The organism is Streptomyces sp. NPDC057280, from assembly GCF_042668605.1.
Classification (GTDB): Bacteria; Actinomycetota; Actinomycetes; order Streptomycetales; family Streptomycetaceae; genus Streptomyces.
The window spans coordinates 63130-77913 of record NZ_JBHUYR010000005.1; the positions used below are offsets into that span (position 1 = coordinate 63130).

The 14784-nt window shown below is 70.9% G+C and carries 16 protein-coding genes and 1 riboswitch; of the genes, 9 read left to right on the plus strand and 7 right to left on the minus strand.

The window, feature by feature from the left end; genetic code table 11:
- Positions 1 to 33 precede the first annotated feature (33 nt).
- Positions 34 to 190, plus strand: a riboswitch (SAM riboswitch).
- Positions 191 to 208: 18 nt separating this feature from the next.
- The 7 genes from thrC (at position 209) to ACFUO4_RS27840 (ending at position 8123) form a co-directional block, all read left to right on the plus strand.
- Positions 209 to 1504, plus strand: a complete 1296-nt coding sequence (gene thrC / locus ACFUO4_RS27810; protein WP_079306945.1) for a threonine synthase — start codon at positions 209 to 211, stop codon at positions 1502 to 1504.
- Positions 1501 to 1776, plus strand: a complete 276-nt coding sequence (locus ACFUO4_RS27815; RefSeq protein WP_059195843.1) for a ubiquitin-like small modifier protein 1 — start codon at positions 1501 to 1503, stop codon at positions 1774 to 1776. Before thrC ends, ACFUO4_RS27815 begins: the two co-directional genes overlap by 4 nt.
- 443 nt (positions 1777 to 2219) lie before the next feature.
- Positions 2220 to 2423 (plus strand): cold-shock protein, encoded by a 204-nt coding sequence (locus tag ACFUO4_RS27820; protein WP_004986573.1) that lies wholly within the window; start codon positions 2220 to 2222, stop codon positions 2421 to 2423.
- A 309-nt stretch (positions 2424 to 2732) separates the two neighbouring features.
- Positions 2733 to 4355, plus strand: coding sequence for a chaperonin GroEL (gene groL, locus ACFUO4_RS27825; RefSeq protein WP_059195844.1), 1623 nt, complete (start codon positions 2733 to 2735; stop codon positions 4353 to 4355).
- Positions 4356 to 4578: 223 nt separating this feature from the next.
- On the plus strand, positions 4579 to 5697 hold the full coding sequence (locus ACFUO4_RS27830) for an NADH:flavin oxidoreductase (protein ID WP_383489917.1): 1119 nt from the start codon (positions 4579 to 4581) through the stop codon (positions 5695 to 5697).
- Between the two features lie 28 nt (positions 5698 to 5725).
- Positions 5726 to 6589, plus strand: coding sequence for a metallophosphoesterase (locus ACFUO4_RS27835; protein WP_383489920.1), 864 nt, complete (start codon positions 5726 to 5728; stop codon positions 6587 to 6589).
- Between the two features lie 76 nt (positions 6590 to 6665).
- Positions 6666 to 8123, plus strand: a complete 1458-nt coding sequence (locus ACFUO4_RS27840) for an MFS transporter (protein ID WP_383489923.1) — start codon at positions 6666 to 6668, stop codon at positions 8121 to 8123.
- Between the two features lie 22 nt (positions 8124 to 8145).
- Here the strand turns inward: ACFUO4_RS27840 and ACFUO4_RS27845 are convergent, their stop codons facing one another.
- The 6 genes from ACFUO4_RS27845 to ACFUO4_RS27870 form a co-directional block, all read right to left on the minus strand.
- Positions 8146 to 8712 (minus strand): hypothetical protein, encoded by a 567-nt coding sequence (locus tag ACFUO4_RS27845; protein ID WP_194084140.1) that lies wholly within the window; start codon positions 8710 to 8712, stop codon positions 8146 to 8148.
- Positions 8713 to 8835: 123 nt separating this feature from the next.
- A complete protein-coding gene (locus tag ACFUO4_RS27850) occupies positions 8836 to 9366 on the minus strand; it encodes a DinB family protein (RefSeq protein ID WP_383489927.1) in 531 nt (176 codons plus the stop codon).
- A 40-nt stretch (positions 9367 to 9406) separates the two neighbouring features.
- Positions 9407 to 9598: a hypothetical protein gene (locus ACFUO4_RS27855; protein ID WP_383489930.1), complete on the minus strand. Its 192-nt coding sequence runs from the start codon at positions 9596 to 9598 to the stop codon at positions 9407 to 9409.
- 76 nt (positions 9599 to 9674) lie between these two features.
- Complete coding sequence (locus ACFUO4_RS27860) at positions 9675 to 11003, minus strand: PTS transporter subunit EIIC (protein ID WP_383489933.1); 1329 nt, start codon at positions 11001 to 11003, stop codon at positions 9675 to 9677.
- Positions 11004 to 11019: 16 nt separating this feature from the next.
- Positions 11020 to 11955, minus strand: coding sequence for an N-acetylmuramic acid 6-phosphate etherase (gene murQ / locus ACFUO4_RS27865; RefSeq protein WP_383489936.1), 936 nt, complete (start codon positions 11953 to 11955; stop codon positions 11020 to 11022).
- A 50-nt stretch (positions 11956 to 12005) separates the two neighbouring features.
- Positions 12006 to 12935 (minus strand): MurR/RpiR family transcriptional regulator, encoded by a 930-nt coding sequence (locus ACFUO4_RS27870; protein ID WP_079306933.1) that lies wholly within the window; start codon positions 12933 to 12935, stop codon positions 12006 to 12008.
- A gap of 55 nt (positions 12936 to 12990) precedes the next feature.
- On the opposite strand from ACFUO4_RS27870, the gene ACFUO4_RS27875 reads away from it, so the two are divergent.
- Positions 12991 to 13386 (plus strand): hypothetical protein, encoded by a 396-nt coding sequence (locus tag ACFUO4_RS27875; RefSeq protein WP_079306930.1) that lies wholly within the window; start codon positions 12991 to 12993, stop codon positions 13384 to 13386.
- Positions 13383 to 13652 (plus strand): DUF4031 domain-containing protein, encoded by a 270-nt coding sequence (locus tag ACFUO4_RS27880; protein WP_383489939.1) that lies wholly within the window; start codon positions 13383 to 13385, stop codon positions 13650 to 13652. Before ACFUO4_RS27875 ends, ACFUO4_RS27880 begins: the two co-directional genes overlap by 4 nt.
- Here the strand turns inward: ACFUO4_RS27880 and ACFUO4_RS27885 are convergent.
- On the minus strand, positions 13649 to 14770 hold the full coding sequence (locus ACFUO4_RS27885; RefSeq protein ID WP_383489942.1) for a GNAT family N-acetyltransferase: 1122 nt from the start codon (positions 14768 to 14770) through the stop codon (positions 13649 to 13651). The two genes, ACFUO4_RS27880 and ACFUO4_RS27885, sit on opposite strands and share 4 nt — an antisense overlap.
- Positions 14771 to 14784 lie beyond the last annotated feature (14 nt).

The window sequence follows — 14784 nt, forward strand, 5'->3', positions numbered from 1 at the left end:
GTCCTGGATCGTCCGACGTTCACAACTTCATACCGCTCATCCAGAGGGGCAGAGGGATACGGCCCGATGAAGCCCCGGCAACCCTCCAGCCGGTCTCGTAGCGATCAGCATCGATCGCATCGCGAGGCTCCCGGCTAGGGAAGGTGCCAAATCCGTCTCACGGCGAGATGCGTCGTGAGGAAGATGAGGAGAAAGGGCCTCGCCTCTCATGGCTGCGCAGACTGTTGCAAGCACCACGGATTCCGCCTCCACCACCGTAGACCTCGGTCCCGCCGCGGCGCTCAGCTGCCGTGAATGCGGCCACCGCGTGCCGCTCGGCCCGGTCTTCGCGTGCGAGGAGTGTTTCGGCCCGCTCGAGATCGCCTACGACTTCTCCGCCTACGACGCCGAGGAGCTCCGCAAGCAGATCGAGGCGGGACCCGCGAACATCTGGCGCTACGCACCGCTGCTGCCCGTCCCCGCGGACGTGGCCGGCAAGCCCAACATCAACCCCGGCTGGACCAAGCTCGTCCAGGCCGACAACCTGGCCCGCGAGCTCGGTGTCGAGGCCGGCAAGCTCTTCGTGAAGGACGACTCCGGCAACCCGACGCACTCCTTCAAGGACCGGGTCGTCGCCCAGGCCATCGAGGCCGCCCGCGTCTTCGGCTTCACCACCCTCTCCTGCTCCTCCACCGGCAACCTCGCGGGTGCCGTCGGCGCAGCCGCCGCCCGCGCCGGGTTCCGCTCCTGCGTGTTCATCCCGCACGACCTGGAGCAGGGCAAGGTCGTCATGGCCGCTGTATACGGCGGTGAGCTCGTCGGCATCGAGGGCAACTACGACGACGTGAACCGCTTCTGCTCCGAGCTGATCGGCGACCCGGCCGGCGAGGGCTGGGGCTTCGTCAACGTCAACCTGCGGCCGTACTACGCGGAGGGGTCCAAGACCCTGGCGTACGAGATCTGCGAGCAGCTCGGCTGGCAGCTCCCCGACCAGCTCGTGGTGCCCATCGCCTCCGGCTCCCAGCTGACGAAGATCGACAAGGGGCTGCAGGAGCTGATCAAGCTCGGGCTCGTCGAGGACAAGCCGTACAAGATCTTCGGCGCCCAGGCGGAGGGGTGCTCGCCGGTGTCCGCCGCCTACAAGGCGGGCCACGACGTCGTCCGCCCCCAGAAGCCGGACACCATCGCCAAGTCCCTCGCCATCGGCAACCCGGCCGACGGCCCCTACGTCCTCGACATCGCGCGCCGCACGGGCGGTGCCGTGGAGGACGTCGACGACGAGCAGATCGTCGACGCGATCAAGCTGCTGGCCCGCACGGAGGGCATCTTCGCGGAGACGGCCGGTGGCGTGACGGTCGGTGTCACCCGCAAGCTGATCGAGAACGGCGTACTGGACCCGACCCTCACCACCGTCGTGCTGAACACCGGCGACGGCCTCAAGACCCTCGACGCGGTGGCCGGCACCGGCCTCACCGCCACCATCCGCCCCAACCTGGACTCCTTCCGAGAGGCTGGCCTCGCATGAGCGTGACCGTCCGCATCCCCACCATCCTGCGCACCTACACCGGCGGGCAGGCCGAGGTCGCTGCCGAGGGGGCCACCCTCGCCGACGTGATCGCCGACCTGGAGAAGAACCACACGGGCATCGCCGCCCGTGTCCTCGACGACCAGGGCAAGCTGCGCCGCTTCGTCAACGTGTACGTCAACGACGACGACGTCCGCTTCGAGCAGGGCCTGGAAACCGCGACCCCGGACGGCGCGGGCGTCTCGATCATCCCGGCCGTCGCCGGCGGCTGACCGAATGACCGAACATTACCTTCGGTAACGCCCATTATTGAGAGTTCACCTAAATTGCCCTCTCCGCACGAGAAGCGGAGGGGGCAATTCTCTATGGTTGAGCGCGGTACAGTTGGGGAACCTGCTGTGCTCCGCATGCCATACGCATATGAGTACCTGCTCCACTTGCGACGAGAAGTAGCCAAAGTGCGTGGCTCTTTTGCGAGTTTTGTGCCTTTTGCGGGGCCCGACTTGCCCTGAATCCGGGTGAATTCTCACTACATTCCGGACCTCGCGCGTCCAGAATTCTCGTCCGATTGACCTGTTGCAGACGGCAGTTGGACAGATACATTCAGCCGCGGTCGACGCGTTCCGGCGCACGCCCCCAATCCGTGGGGGGTGAGGTCTGACCCGGATCCGCGAAGTGTGGATCTGTGCAAGGGCCAGTAATAGGGGAGTTAGGCATGGCTCAGGGCACCGTCAAGTGGTTCAACGCGGAGAAGGGGTACGGCTTCATCGCGGTCGACGGTGGTGCGGATGTTTTCGTCCACTACAGCGCGATCCAGATGGACGGGTACCGCACCCTGGAAGAAGGCCAGCGGGTGGAGTTCGAGATCTCGCAGGGCCAGAAGGGCCCGCAGGCCGACATGGTTCGCGTCACCGCCTGATCGCGCGACCGACCAAACCGCAAGCGACGTCTTCTGCTGAAGGGCTCGTACCTCGCGAGGGGTACGGGCCCTTCGGCCTGTCCAGGCCCGGTCCAGGCCTGCTCGATCCAGGGGAGGCGCTTGCACTCGACCATGCCGAGTGCTAATCATTGGCGTTAGCACTCTGAAGGTGAGAGTGACAAAGAAGGACCGGGTCGGTGAGGCCCGCAGGCCAGGTGGGGCAAGGAACCACGAGGTGTGCGAGCCGTCCGTCGCGGGCGCGGGCGCGGTCCGAAGGAATCACCCCCAGTCCTGGAGGGACCACTTCACATGGCCAAGATCATCGCGTTCGACGAGGAGGCGCGGCGCGGCCTCGAGCGCGGCATGAACCAGCTCGCGGACGCCGTCAAGGTGACGCTCGGCCCCAAGGGTCGCAACGTCGTCCTCGAGAAGAAGTGGGGCGCCCCCACGATCACCAACGATGGTGTGTCCATCGCCAAGGAGATCGAGCTCGAGGACCCGTACGAGAAGATCGGCGCCGAGCTGGTCAAGGAAGTCGCGAAGAAGACCGACGACGTAGCCGGTGACGGCACGACGACCGCGACCGTCCTGGCCCAGGCCCTGGTGCGCGAGGGTCTGCGCAACGTGGCCGCCGGTGCCAACCCGATGGCTCTCAAGCGCGGTATCGAGAAGGCCGTCGAGGCCGTCTCCGGTGCCCTGCTCGAGCAGGCGAAGGATGTCGAGACCAAGGAGCAGATCGCTTCCACGGCCTCCATCTCCGCCGCCGACACCCAGATCGGCGAGCTCATCGCCGAGGCGATGGACAAGGTCGGCAAGGAAGGCGTCATCACCGTCGAGGAGTCCCAGACCTTCGGTCTGGAGCTGGAGCTCACCGAGGGTATGCGCTTCGACAAGGGCTACATCTCGGCGTACTTCGCCACCGACATGGAGCGGATGGAGGCGTCGCTCGACGACCCGTACATCCTGATCGCCAACTCCAAGATCGGCTCCGTCAAGGACCTGCTCCCGCTCCTGGAGAAGGTCATGCAGTCGGGCAAGCCGCTGCTGATCATCGCCGAGGACGTCGAGGGCGAGGCCCTGTCGACCCTGGTCGTCAACAAGATCCGCGGCACCTTCAAGTCCGTCGCCGTCAAGGCCCCGGGCTTCGGCGACCGCCGCAAGGCCATGCTCGGCGACATCGCCATCCTCACGGGCGGCGAGGTCATCTCCGAGGAGGTCGGCCTCAAGCTGGAGAACGCGACCCTGGACCTCCTGGGCCGCGCCCGCAAGGTCGTCATCACCAAGGACGAGACCACCATCGTCGACGGTGCCGGCTCCGCCGACCAGGTCGCCGGTCGCGTGAACCAGATCCGCGCCGAGATCGAGAACAGCGACTCGGACTACGACCGCGAGAAGCTCCAGGAGCGCCTGGCGAAGCTCGCCGGTGGCGTCGCCGTCATCAAGGCCGGTGCCGCGACCGAGGTCGAGCTCAAGGAGCGCAAGCACCGCATCGAGGACGCCGTGCGCAACGCCAAGGCGGCCGTCGAGGAGGGCATCGTCGCCGGTGGTGGCGTGGCCCTGCTGCAGGCCTCCGGTGTCTTCGAGAAGCTGGAGCTGGAGGGTGACGAGGCGACCGGCGCTGCCGCCGTCAAGCTCGCCCTCGAGGCCCCGCTGAAGCAGATCGCCGTCAACGCCGGCCTCGAGGGCGGCGTCGTGGTGGAGAAGGTCCGCAACCTCACCCCGGGTCACGGCCTCAACGCCGCGACCGGTGAGTACGTCGACCTGGTCAAGGAAGGCATCATCGACCCGGCGAAGGTCACGCGCTCCGCTCTGCAGAACGCCGCCTCCATCGCCGCGCTCTTCCTCACCACCGAGGCCGTCATCGCCGACAAGCCGGAGAAGGCCGCCGCGCCCGCCGGCGGCGGCATGCCGGGCGGTGACATGGACTTCTGATCCCCGGCGGATCGGACTCGTCCTGACCGAGGGCGGCACCCCCTGTTCCGACAGGGGGTGCCGCCCTCGGGCGTTCCCCGGGTTGTGCGGGGGCCGGTCACCTTCGCGTGGGCGGGATCACAGGACCCGGAGGAAATGGAAGGGTGTTCTGAGCGGTTGCTCACTGCGTAGTGTCCATGCGTATGCACATACCCGCTGGTACCCCACCGCAAGGAGCCCCCGCGTGACCGCCACCCCCTCCCGTGCCGCCGAGATTCTCGCCCGGCCGACGACGATCAACGGCCTCACCGTCCCGAACCGCATCGTGATGGCGCCGATGACGCGGATGTTCTCCCCGGGCGGCATCCCGGGCGCCGACGTGGCCTCGTACTACGCGCGGCGTGCCGCGGCGGGCGTCGGTCTGGTCGTCACCGAGGGGACGTACGTCGGTCACGACTCGGCCGGCAACAGCAGCCGCGTCCCGCGCTTCCACGGCGAGGAGCAGCTGGCGGGCTGGCAGAAGGTCGCCGAGGACGTGCACGCGGCCGGCGGCACCATCGTCCCGCAGCTGTGGCACATCGGCATGGTCCGCAAGGAGGGCCAGAACCCCGTCCCCGAGGCCCCCGCGGTCGGCCCCTCCGGCCTGCGCATCGGCGAGACCGAGCCCACCGGCACGGCCATGACCCAGCGTGACCTCGACGACGTCATCGGCGCCTTCGCCGAGGCCGCGGCCGCCGCGGAGCGCATCGGCATGGACGGCGTGGAGATCCACGGCGCCCACGGCTACCTCGTCGACCAGTTCCTGTGGGCGGGCACCAACCGCCGTACCGACGCCTACGGCGGTGACGCGGTCGCCCGTACCAAGTTCGCCGCCGAGATCGTCGCCGCCGTCCGCGAGACCGTCTCCGCCGACTTCCCGGTCATCTTCCGCTACTCGCAGTGGAAGCAGGAGGCCTACGACGCCCGGCTCGCCGAGACCCCCGAGGAGCTGGAGGCCATTCTGGCCCCGCTCGCCGCGGCCGGCGTCGACGCCTTCCACGCCTCCACCCGCCGCTACTGGCTCCCGGAGTTCGACGGCGCCGACCTCAACCTCGCGGGCTGGACCAAGAAGCTCACCGGCAAGCCCACCATCACCGTCGGCTCGGTCGGCCTCGACGGCGACTTCCTCAACGCGTTCGTGGGCCAGGGCTCCCCGCTCAAGGGCCTCGACGACCTCCTGGACCGTCTGGAGCGCGACGAGTTCGACCTCGTCGCCGTCGGCCGCGCCCTGCTTCAGGACCCGGAGTGGGCGGCGAAGGTCCTCGCGGGCCGGTTCGACGAGCTGAAGCCGTACGACGCGGCGGCGCTCCAGACCCTGAGCTGACCTCCAACTCCTGTGTAGTGTCCGGGAGATGAGGATTCTCCAGCTCTCGGACACGCACTTGGAGCGCACCGACGCCGCCAACCGGCACGGCGTCAACGCGCACGACTCCCTGCGGCTCCTCCTCGACGAACTCCGGCATCAGCGGGGCATCGACGCCGTCGTCGTCACCGGCGATCTCGCCGACGACGGTTCCCCGGAGGCGTACACGGCCGTGCAGGCGCTGGTGGGCGGGTTCGCGCGGGACGTGCTGGGCGGGGTGCCCGTGGTGTACACGACCGGGAACCACGACGAGCGCGAGGCCTTCGGGAAGGTGCTCGGCAGCGGGCACGGCGAGCCGGAGACGGTGTTCGCGTCCGAGGCCGGTGAGCGGGCCGCCGTGAGCACGGTCGGCGGGTGGCGGTTCGTGACGCTGGACTCGCTGGTGCCCGGGAAGGTGCACGGGCACCTTTCCGCCGGGCAACTCGACTGGCTGCGCGACGTGTTGGGCACCCCGGCCGAGCGCGGCACCGTCCTCGCCTTCCATCACCCGCCCATCGCCCTCGACAACCCCCTCCAGCGGGTGTTCGGCCTGCGCAACCCCGCCGACCTCGCCGATGCCGTGCGCGGCAGCGATGTCCGGGTCGTCCTCACCGGGCACTTCCATCTCCAGCTCTTCGGGCTGCTGGAGTCGGTGCCGGTGTGGGTGACGCCCGGCGTGGTCAACCGCATCGACCTGACGGCGGCGCCGGGCACCGAGCGGGCGGTGCGCGGGGCGTCCGCCTCCCTCGTGGTGCTCGGCGGGCCCTCCGGACCGCTCTTCCACACGTTCCACGCGCGTGATCCCCGGGCGCACGAGACGGTCTACGAGCTGGATGCCGACAGGGTGCGCTCCCTCGTCGAGCAGTACGGCTGACCTGCCCTTCTTTATTAAGTCAGGCAACTGACTTAAGGTTGCCCCGGTCAATTACCAAGCTGACGGAGGCCCAGCCATGTCCGACGCCCCTGCCGCGGTGCCGCGGTCCCCTGCCGTGGTGGCGGTGCTGGCCTTCGCCGGAATCGTGGTCTCGCTGATGCAGACCCTGGTGATCCCGATCGTCCCCGAGCTGCCGAAACTCCTGGACGCGCCCGCCTCCGACACCGCCTGGGCCGTCACCGCCACACTGCTCGCCGCCGCCGTGGCCACGCCGGTCGTCGGGCGCCTCGGCGACATGTTCGGCAAGCGGCGCATGCTGCTGATCAGCGGCGTCATGCTGATCGTCGGCTCGGTCGTCTGCGCGCTGGCCGACTCCCTCCTGCCGATGATCATCGGCCGTGCCCTCCAGGGCCTCGCCTCCGGTGTCATCCCGCTCGGCATCAGCATCATGCGCGACGAACTGCCCGCCGAGCGGCTGGCCTCCGCCACCGCCCTGATGAGCGCCTCCCTCGGCATCGGCGGCGCCCTCGGCCTGCCCGCCGCCGCGCTCATCGCCGACAACTTCAGCTGGCACGTGCTGTTCTGGACCTCGGCGGCGCTCGGTGCCGTGGCCATCGGCCTGGTCACCGTCTTCGTGCCGGAGTCCAAGGTGCGCACCGGCGGCCGCTTCGACCTCGTAGGTGCCCTGGGCATGGCGGCGGGCCTCGTCTGTCTGCTCCTCGCCATCTCCAAGGGCGCGGACTGGGGCTGGGGGAGCGGCACGACGATCGGCCTGTTCGCCGCGGCCGTCGTCATCCTGCCGGCCTGGGGCTTCTTCGAACTGCGCACCGACCAGCCGCTGGTGGACCTGCGCACCACCGCCCGCCGCCAGGTGCTGGTCACCAACCTCGCCTCGATCGCGGTCGGCTTCGCCATGTTCGCGATGAGCCTGGTCATTCCGCAGCTCCTCCAGCTCCCGGCCCGGACCGGCTACGGCCTGGGCAAGTCGATGCTGGCCGCCGGCCTGGTCATGGCGCCCTCCGGCCTGGTCATGATGGCCACGGCACCGATCTCCGCCGCCGTCTCCAAGGCCCGCGGCCCGAAGGTCACGCTGATGACGGGCGCCCTGATCGTCGCCGCCGGGTACGGCCTCAACATCGTCCTGATGAGCGAGGTCTGGCACTTCGTGCTCGTCTCCTGCGTCATCGGCGCCGGCATCGGCTTCACGTACGGCTCGATGCCCGCGCTCATCATGGGCGCGGTGCCCGCGTCGGAGACGGCCGCGGCGAACAGCCTCAACACCCTGATGCGCTCCATCGGCACCTCGTCGGCGAGCGCCGTCGCCGGCGTCATCCTGGCCCAGCTGACCACCGACTTCGGCGGTTACGCGCTCCCGTCGGAGAACGGCTTCAAGGCGGTCCTGGCGGTGGGCGCGGGAGCGGCGCTGCTGGCCTTCGCGGTCGCGTCGTTCATTCCGCGGCAGCGGCCCGCCGGGGGCGCGGTGCCGGTGGCGGAGGGCCCGGCGGAGTCCGCCGAGGTGACCGCCAAGTCGTAGACGTCGTACGGCAGCCGGGGTCCTACAGGTTCCCCAGCGGCTCGATGTCGACCTTCACGGGGGTGCCCCACACCCGCAGCACCTCGTAGTCGGTGAACTCGTGCACCAGCCGGTACGCCATCGCCGCGCGCGGCCCCCGGCGGGCCGCCGCGAGATACAGCTCGGCCTCGCGGCGGTCGCGGCGCGGGGTGCCGCACAGCTGCCACTCCTGGCCGTTCCACAGCTCGGGCAGCCACCGCTGCTGCGGCTGCGGCCGGTCGTCGCGGACGCCGTAGCGGGACGGGGCGGTGGCGGACGGGCCGGTCTGGGCGGGGCCGTTGATGGACGCGCGGCGGGCGGCCCGGCGCCGGGTCTCGCACAGCAGGCACAGGTCGGGGGCGTTCTCGTCGACCGGGCCATTGGGATGCTCGGCGCAGCGGGTGCTGGGCGCGGCGCTGGTGACGCTCTCGTCGAGCAGCTCCAGGGCGCGCTTGAGGTCGGCCTTGACCTCGTGGAGCTTGGCGTCGGGCGTGTCGGAGGAAAGGGCCTCGCCGTGCTCCCCGAGAAGGCGGAGGGCCCGGCCTAGGGCGGTGAGCTGGGCGTGGTTCATCGGTCCGCGTAGTCCTTGAGGTTTTCGGTGTCGAGGGTGATACCGACCGGCGAGGGAAGCTCGACGGTGTCTCCCCAAGGGTACGAGGGGACTGCTGGAAGCGGCCGCCCTTGTCGGCCGTCGTCAGGCCATGCTCTGCGCGCCGTCCAGGGACTCCCGGATGATGTCGGCGTGCCCGGCGTGCTGGGCCGTCTCGCCGATGATGTGCAGCAGCACCCTGCGGGCCGACCATCGAGCCCCGGGCTTGTGCCAGGGAGCCTCGGGCAGCGGGTGGTCGGCGTTCGGGTCGGGCAGGGACGTGACGATCTCGTCGGTCCGGCGGGCCGCCTCCTCGTAGGCGGCCAGCACACCGGCCAGGGTGTCGCCGGGCAGCATCCGGAACTCGTCGGCGCGCCGGGCGAAGTCCGCCTCGGTCTTGTTGCTGAAGTCGTCCGACGGCGACGGGCCGTTGAGGATGAAGGCCGCCCAGTTCCGCTCCACCGAGGTGACGTGCTTGATCAGGCCGCCCAGACACAGCTCGCCGGCCGTGGTCCGCTGCCCGGCCTGCTCGTCGGTGAGGTCACGGGTGGTGAAGCGCAGGAAGTGCCGGTGGTGGGCCAGCGCTTCCAGGAGGTCGGTGCGTTCGGTGGCAGAGCTCTGCGTGGTGTTGGTCATGGGGGCACGCTAGGAGCCGTATAGGTCAGATCCTGACCGCTCAGCCCTCCGCGCAGGCGTGGGTCGGGGTGGAGGCGAGGTCGTGGAGAACGGGGGCGACGGTGTGTTCCGCCGTGCACAGCACCGGGGCGGCCGTGCCCCAGTGGTTGCCGTCGTGGGGGTCGGCGTGGGCGGGGGCGGCCAGGGCGACGGCGGAGGAGGCCAGGGCGGCGGCCATGAGCATGTTCTTCATGGTCGGGAAACGACCGGCCGAGGCAGGAGTCACCTCTCCATGGGGAGCCCGAAGGCTTGCGCCGCCGGGGTCACCGTCACCTCTCCTTCGGCAGCCCGAAGACGTACGTCGCCCCGAATCCGACCGCGTACCCCGTCAGCAGCCCGCCCGCGTAGATCGCCGCCGCCGTTCCCAGCCCGCCGTTCCCGGAGAGCAGAGGGAAGAGGGCCCATCCGGACGGCCCGATCGCCGTGGCGCCCACCCGTTCGCCCAGCATCGCGAACAGTCCGACGAAGGCGCCCCCGGCCGCCCCGCCCGCGCAGGCCGTGAGGAAAGGGCGGCCCAACGGCAGTGACACCCCGTAGATCAGCGGCTCGCCCACGCCCAGCAACCCGGCGGGCAGGGCCGACTTGATCGTCGTACGCAGGGCGGTGTCGTGGCGCAGGCGGACGTACACCGCGGCCGCCGCGCCCACCTGTCCGGCGCCCGCCATGGCCAGCAGGGGGAGGAGAGTGGTCGAGCCCTGCTGTTCGATGAGGGTGGCGTGGAGGGGGATCAGGGCCTGGTGCAGGCCCAGCATCACCAGGGGGAGGAACAGCCCGCCGAGGACCGCGCCCGCGAAGGCGCCCGTCGTCGACAGCAGCCAGTTCGCCGCCGTGCCGATCGCCGAGGAGACCGTGCCGGCGGCGTACATGAGGACGTACAGGGTCGTCAGGCCGGACACCAGGACCGTCAGGGTCGGGGTGAGCAGGACGTCCAGCGTGCCCGGCACCCGGCCGCGGCACCACTTCTCCACGTACGTCCCGAGCAACGCGGCCGCCAGCGCGCCCAGGACGCCGCCCTGCCCGGGGGCCAGCGCGACGCCGAAGGCCGTCACCTTCGCGACCCCCGGGTAGACGACGACGGCCGCGACCGCCCCGCCCAGCACCGGTGTGCCGCCGAACTCCTTGGCGGTGTTGTAGCCGACGAAGACCGCGATGAGGGACATGAAGGCGGAGGCGGTGGCAGACAGGGCCGGCGTCAGCCCGGGCAGCCAACCGGTGTTCACCAGGAGCCCGTTGAGGCCCGCGAGGATGCCGCAGCCGATCAGCGCCGGGATGAGCGGGATGAAGACGTTCGCCACCCGGCGCAGCGCCATCTTCAGCGGGGTCGCGTTGCGCGCCTTCCGCGTCTCCTTCCGCAGCAGCGCCTCGAAGTCGGCCGTCACCCGCGCGACCGCCCCCGGCCCGAGAACGATCTGATACGTGTCGTCGTCCTCGACCACCCCCAGCACCCCCGGCAGCGCCCGCAACGCCTCCCCGTCCACCAGCGACGGGTCGGCCAGGCCCAGCCGCAGCCGGGTCATGCAGTGGGCGGCGGAGGTGACGTTGGCGGGGCCGCCGACCAGGGGGAGGAGGGCCGCGGCGGCGTCGTACGAGGTGGTCATCCGCCGAGCGTGCGGGTCAGCCGCCCGTCGCCGCCAGCGCGGCACGCAGATGGCCGCCGGACTCCTCCAGAAGGCGGGTGGCCGCGGGGCCGTCCACGCCGGTGAGGATCACCAGGATGGCGTTCTTCACCTCGCCGTCCGTCTCCGCCAGCGCCCGCTCGATCTCGTCGTCCCCGGCGCCCGTGGCGAGCGCGACGATCCGCCGGGAGCGGGCCCGGAGCTTCTCGTTGGAGGCGCGTACGTCGACCATCAGGTTCCCGTACGTCTTGCCCAGCCGGATCATCGTGATCGTCGACAGCATGTTCAGGACCAGCTTCTGGGCGGTGCCCGCTTTGAGCCGGGTGGAGCCGGTGACCAGTTCGGGGCCGACGACCACTTCGATGCCGTGCTCCGCGGCGGCGGCCAGTGCGCTGTGCGCGTTGCAGGACAGCCCGATCGTCAACGCGCCCTGCGCGCGGGCGTGTTCGACGGCACCGATGGCATAAGGGGTACGACCGGAGGCGGAGACGCCGACCACGGTGTCCAGGGGCGTCAGCTTCAGGGCGTCCAGGTCGGCTCTCGCCAGTTCCTTGGAGTCCTCGGCGCCCTCGACCGAGGTGACCATGGCTTCCCGGCCGCCCGCGATCAGGCCGACGACCTGCGCGGGGTCGGTGTTGAAGGTCGGCGGGCACTCGGAGGCGTCCAGCACGCCGAGCCGCCCGGCGGTACCGGCACCGGCGTACACGAGCCGGCCGCCCTGGGCCATCCGGGCGGCGATCGCGTCGATGGCGGCGGCGATCTCGGGCAGCCGCTCGGCGACGGCGGTGGGCACGGTGACGTCCTCGCCGTTCATCAGCCGGGCGATGTCGAGGGTGGGCAACTGGTCGATGTCGGCGAGCTCGGGCCGGAAGGCCTCGGTGGTGAGGGTTTCCAACTCGGCGCGCAGCACACGGGGATCGGAGGTGGAGGTCATGGGGGGCGGCTCTTTCACGTGGTTCACGTAAGGGAGGGGTGCGCGGGCTGTCACGTTCTCCCGCGATGCCGGTGCGCCAACGCCTCGTACGACGAGGCGAGCGCCGGCGCCGCGGTCTCGTACGTCCTTTGTGCCACTCCCACGAACAGGCAGTCCACGACCAGCAGCTGGCTGGTCCGCGACGACATCGCCGCCGGCCGCAGCTCGCTCTCCCGGGCCGTGGACGTCGTCAGCACATGGTCCGCGTACTGCGTCACCGAACTGTCCGGCCGCCCGGTGATCGCGACCGTCGTGGCCCCGCGCTCGAACGCGACCCGCAGCGGCTCGATGACATCCCCCGTCGCCCCGGAGTGCGTGATCGCGATGGCGACGTCCCCCGCCTTCAGCTGCACGGCGTTGGTGACGGCGAGATGCGGATCGCTGTGGGCGTGGGCTATCAGCCCTATCCGCAGCAGCTTCTGCACCAGGTCCTGGGCGACCAGCCCGGACGCCCCCACGCCGTACACGTCGATACGGCGGGCGGTCGCCGCCGCGGCGACGGCCGCCGCGAGTTGCACGGTGTCCAGACCGGCGGCCGTGTCGGCGAGCGTCTGCTGCTCGTCGTAGGCGAGTTTCGCGACGACGTCGGCGATGGGGTCGTCCACCGCGATGTCCGTCGTGATCGCGGGCGCCCGCCCCGACTGCTGCTGCGCGGCGAGACCGGCGAGGGCGAGGCGCAGGTCGCGGTAGCCGGGGTAGCCGAGGATGCGGGCGGTGCGGACGACGGTCGCCTCGCTGGTGCCGGTCAGTTCCGCGAGGCCGGTGACCGTCAGGGCCGCGCAGCCGGCCGGGTCACCGGCGACGGCCTCGGCGACCCGCTGCATGGAGCGGGTCATGGAAGGGGCGAGGGTGCGCACCTTGGCGGCGAGCGCGGCGGGCGCGGGCGGTGTGCCCGGGCCGCCCGAGGCGCTGCCGAAAATTTCCTTCACTTCCTGGGTCACACATGAAAGATATTTTCGGCTCGGTGCCGTGGTCAAGAGTGCGCACAATGGGTGCATGGATCCCTCCGGCCTCCCCGTAAGCCCATTGGAGCAGGCGTTGCACGCGGCACGCGCCCTGGTGCTCGCCGATCTGGTCGCGGGAGAGGTCGCCGACGCCGACGTGGTGTCGCTCGTCGAGGAGTCCGTCGTACAGCGTCGCTGGTGGGTGGAGCAGTGGCCGGACGGTGCGGAGTTCGTGGCGGGGCTGGTCGCGCAGGACGTCCAGGACGCGCTCCTGGAGCGGTACGGCCGCTGGCCGCTGTGCCCGGTGTGCGGGGCCGGTGACCCGCACGCGCTGGAGGTGGAGCCGGAACTCGGGCCCGATCCGCACTGGGTGTGCCACAAGGCGGGCGTGAAGGTCGCGTCCGTGGGCGCGCTGGGCTCGGCGGGCGGCGGGACGCCCTCCTCGTGACCGTCTACATCGACCCGCCCTCCTGGCCGGGGCACGGCCGGATGTGGTCCCACCTGGTGAGCGACGAGTCGTACGACGAACTCCACGCGTTCGCCGACGCCTTGGGCGTCCCGCGCCGGGCCTTCGAACGCGACCACTACGACATCCCCTCGCACCGCTACGCGGACGTGGTCGCCGCCGGCGCGGTGGAGGTCAGCAGCCGCGAGGTGGTGCGGCTGCTGACGGAGTCGGGGCTGCGGCGGCCGAAGGGGCGCCCCCTCGCCTAGGGGCGCCTGCGCAGGTACAGCCGGAGGTCGGTGTCCTGCTCGTGCGGCGCGTGCTGTTCGTGGGCGTGTACGTCCCGCTGCTCCTCCACCGTCGCCCGGGAGTATCCGGCGCGGGTGACCACGGCCTGGGAGGCGCGGTTCGTCTCCTCGATCGTCGCCATGAGCAGCCGTACGTCGTCCCGCGCCAGCGCCCACTCGCTCAGTGCGCCCAGCGCCTCCGTGGCGTAGCCCCGGCCGCGGGCGGAGGGGGCGAGGTCGTAGCCGACCTCCGCGCGGCCGTCCTCGTCCGGGGCGCCGTGGAAGCCCATGCCGCCGACCGCCTTGCCGTCCTCGCGCCGGACGAGGACGAACACGCCCCACTCCGGGCGGTGCACGCCCGCCTCGTACGCCTTGACCAGCATCCCGGCGGCCTCCCGGGTGCCGTCGTAGGGGCCGTCGGCGACCCAGTCGTAGCCGCCGTCACCGCCCAGGCGCAGGTCGGCGGCGGCCGCGGGGGTGAGGCCCTCCAGGGTGAGGCGGTCGGTGGGCAGGACGAGGTTGTTGTACCAGTCCCACTCGGTGACCGGGGCACGGCCGGGCAGCTCGCCGCGGCCGGTGGCCCACAGCAGCGTGGGCCAGTGCTCGGGTCCCGGCTGGATGTGCGGGAACATGCGGGTGAGCACGAACTCGGCGAGTTCGGACGGGGGTTCGTAGGGCAGGCCGAGGCCCTCGGCGATGTCGTGGGTGTGCAGCAGCACCTCACCGACGGCGAGCGCGGCGAAGCCCTCGGGGTTGGCGGAATAGTACGGCCGCGGGTGGTAGGCGCGGGCCCGGGGCGGCGTCACCCGGATCGTCGCGCTGAGCAACACCCCGCCGCCCTCGATGAGTTGGAGGACGCGCGCGTTGTCCGTGCCGTCGTCGACGACGATGTCGAAGGGCCGGTAGGTGTCCTGCACCCGCCCGGCCAGCCGCCCCGCGTACACGATCAGGTCCTGCGCGATGTGCTGGGCCGTCTCCCGGCAGCTCCACTCGCACCGCCCGGCCCGCACGCCGTCCCAGTCCCGCTCGACGGCGCCCCGCAGCACCGCCACGGCCCCCGCGACGGCCTCTTCCACCCGCTCCGCACCCCTGTTTCCCATGAGGGCAGGCTATG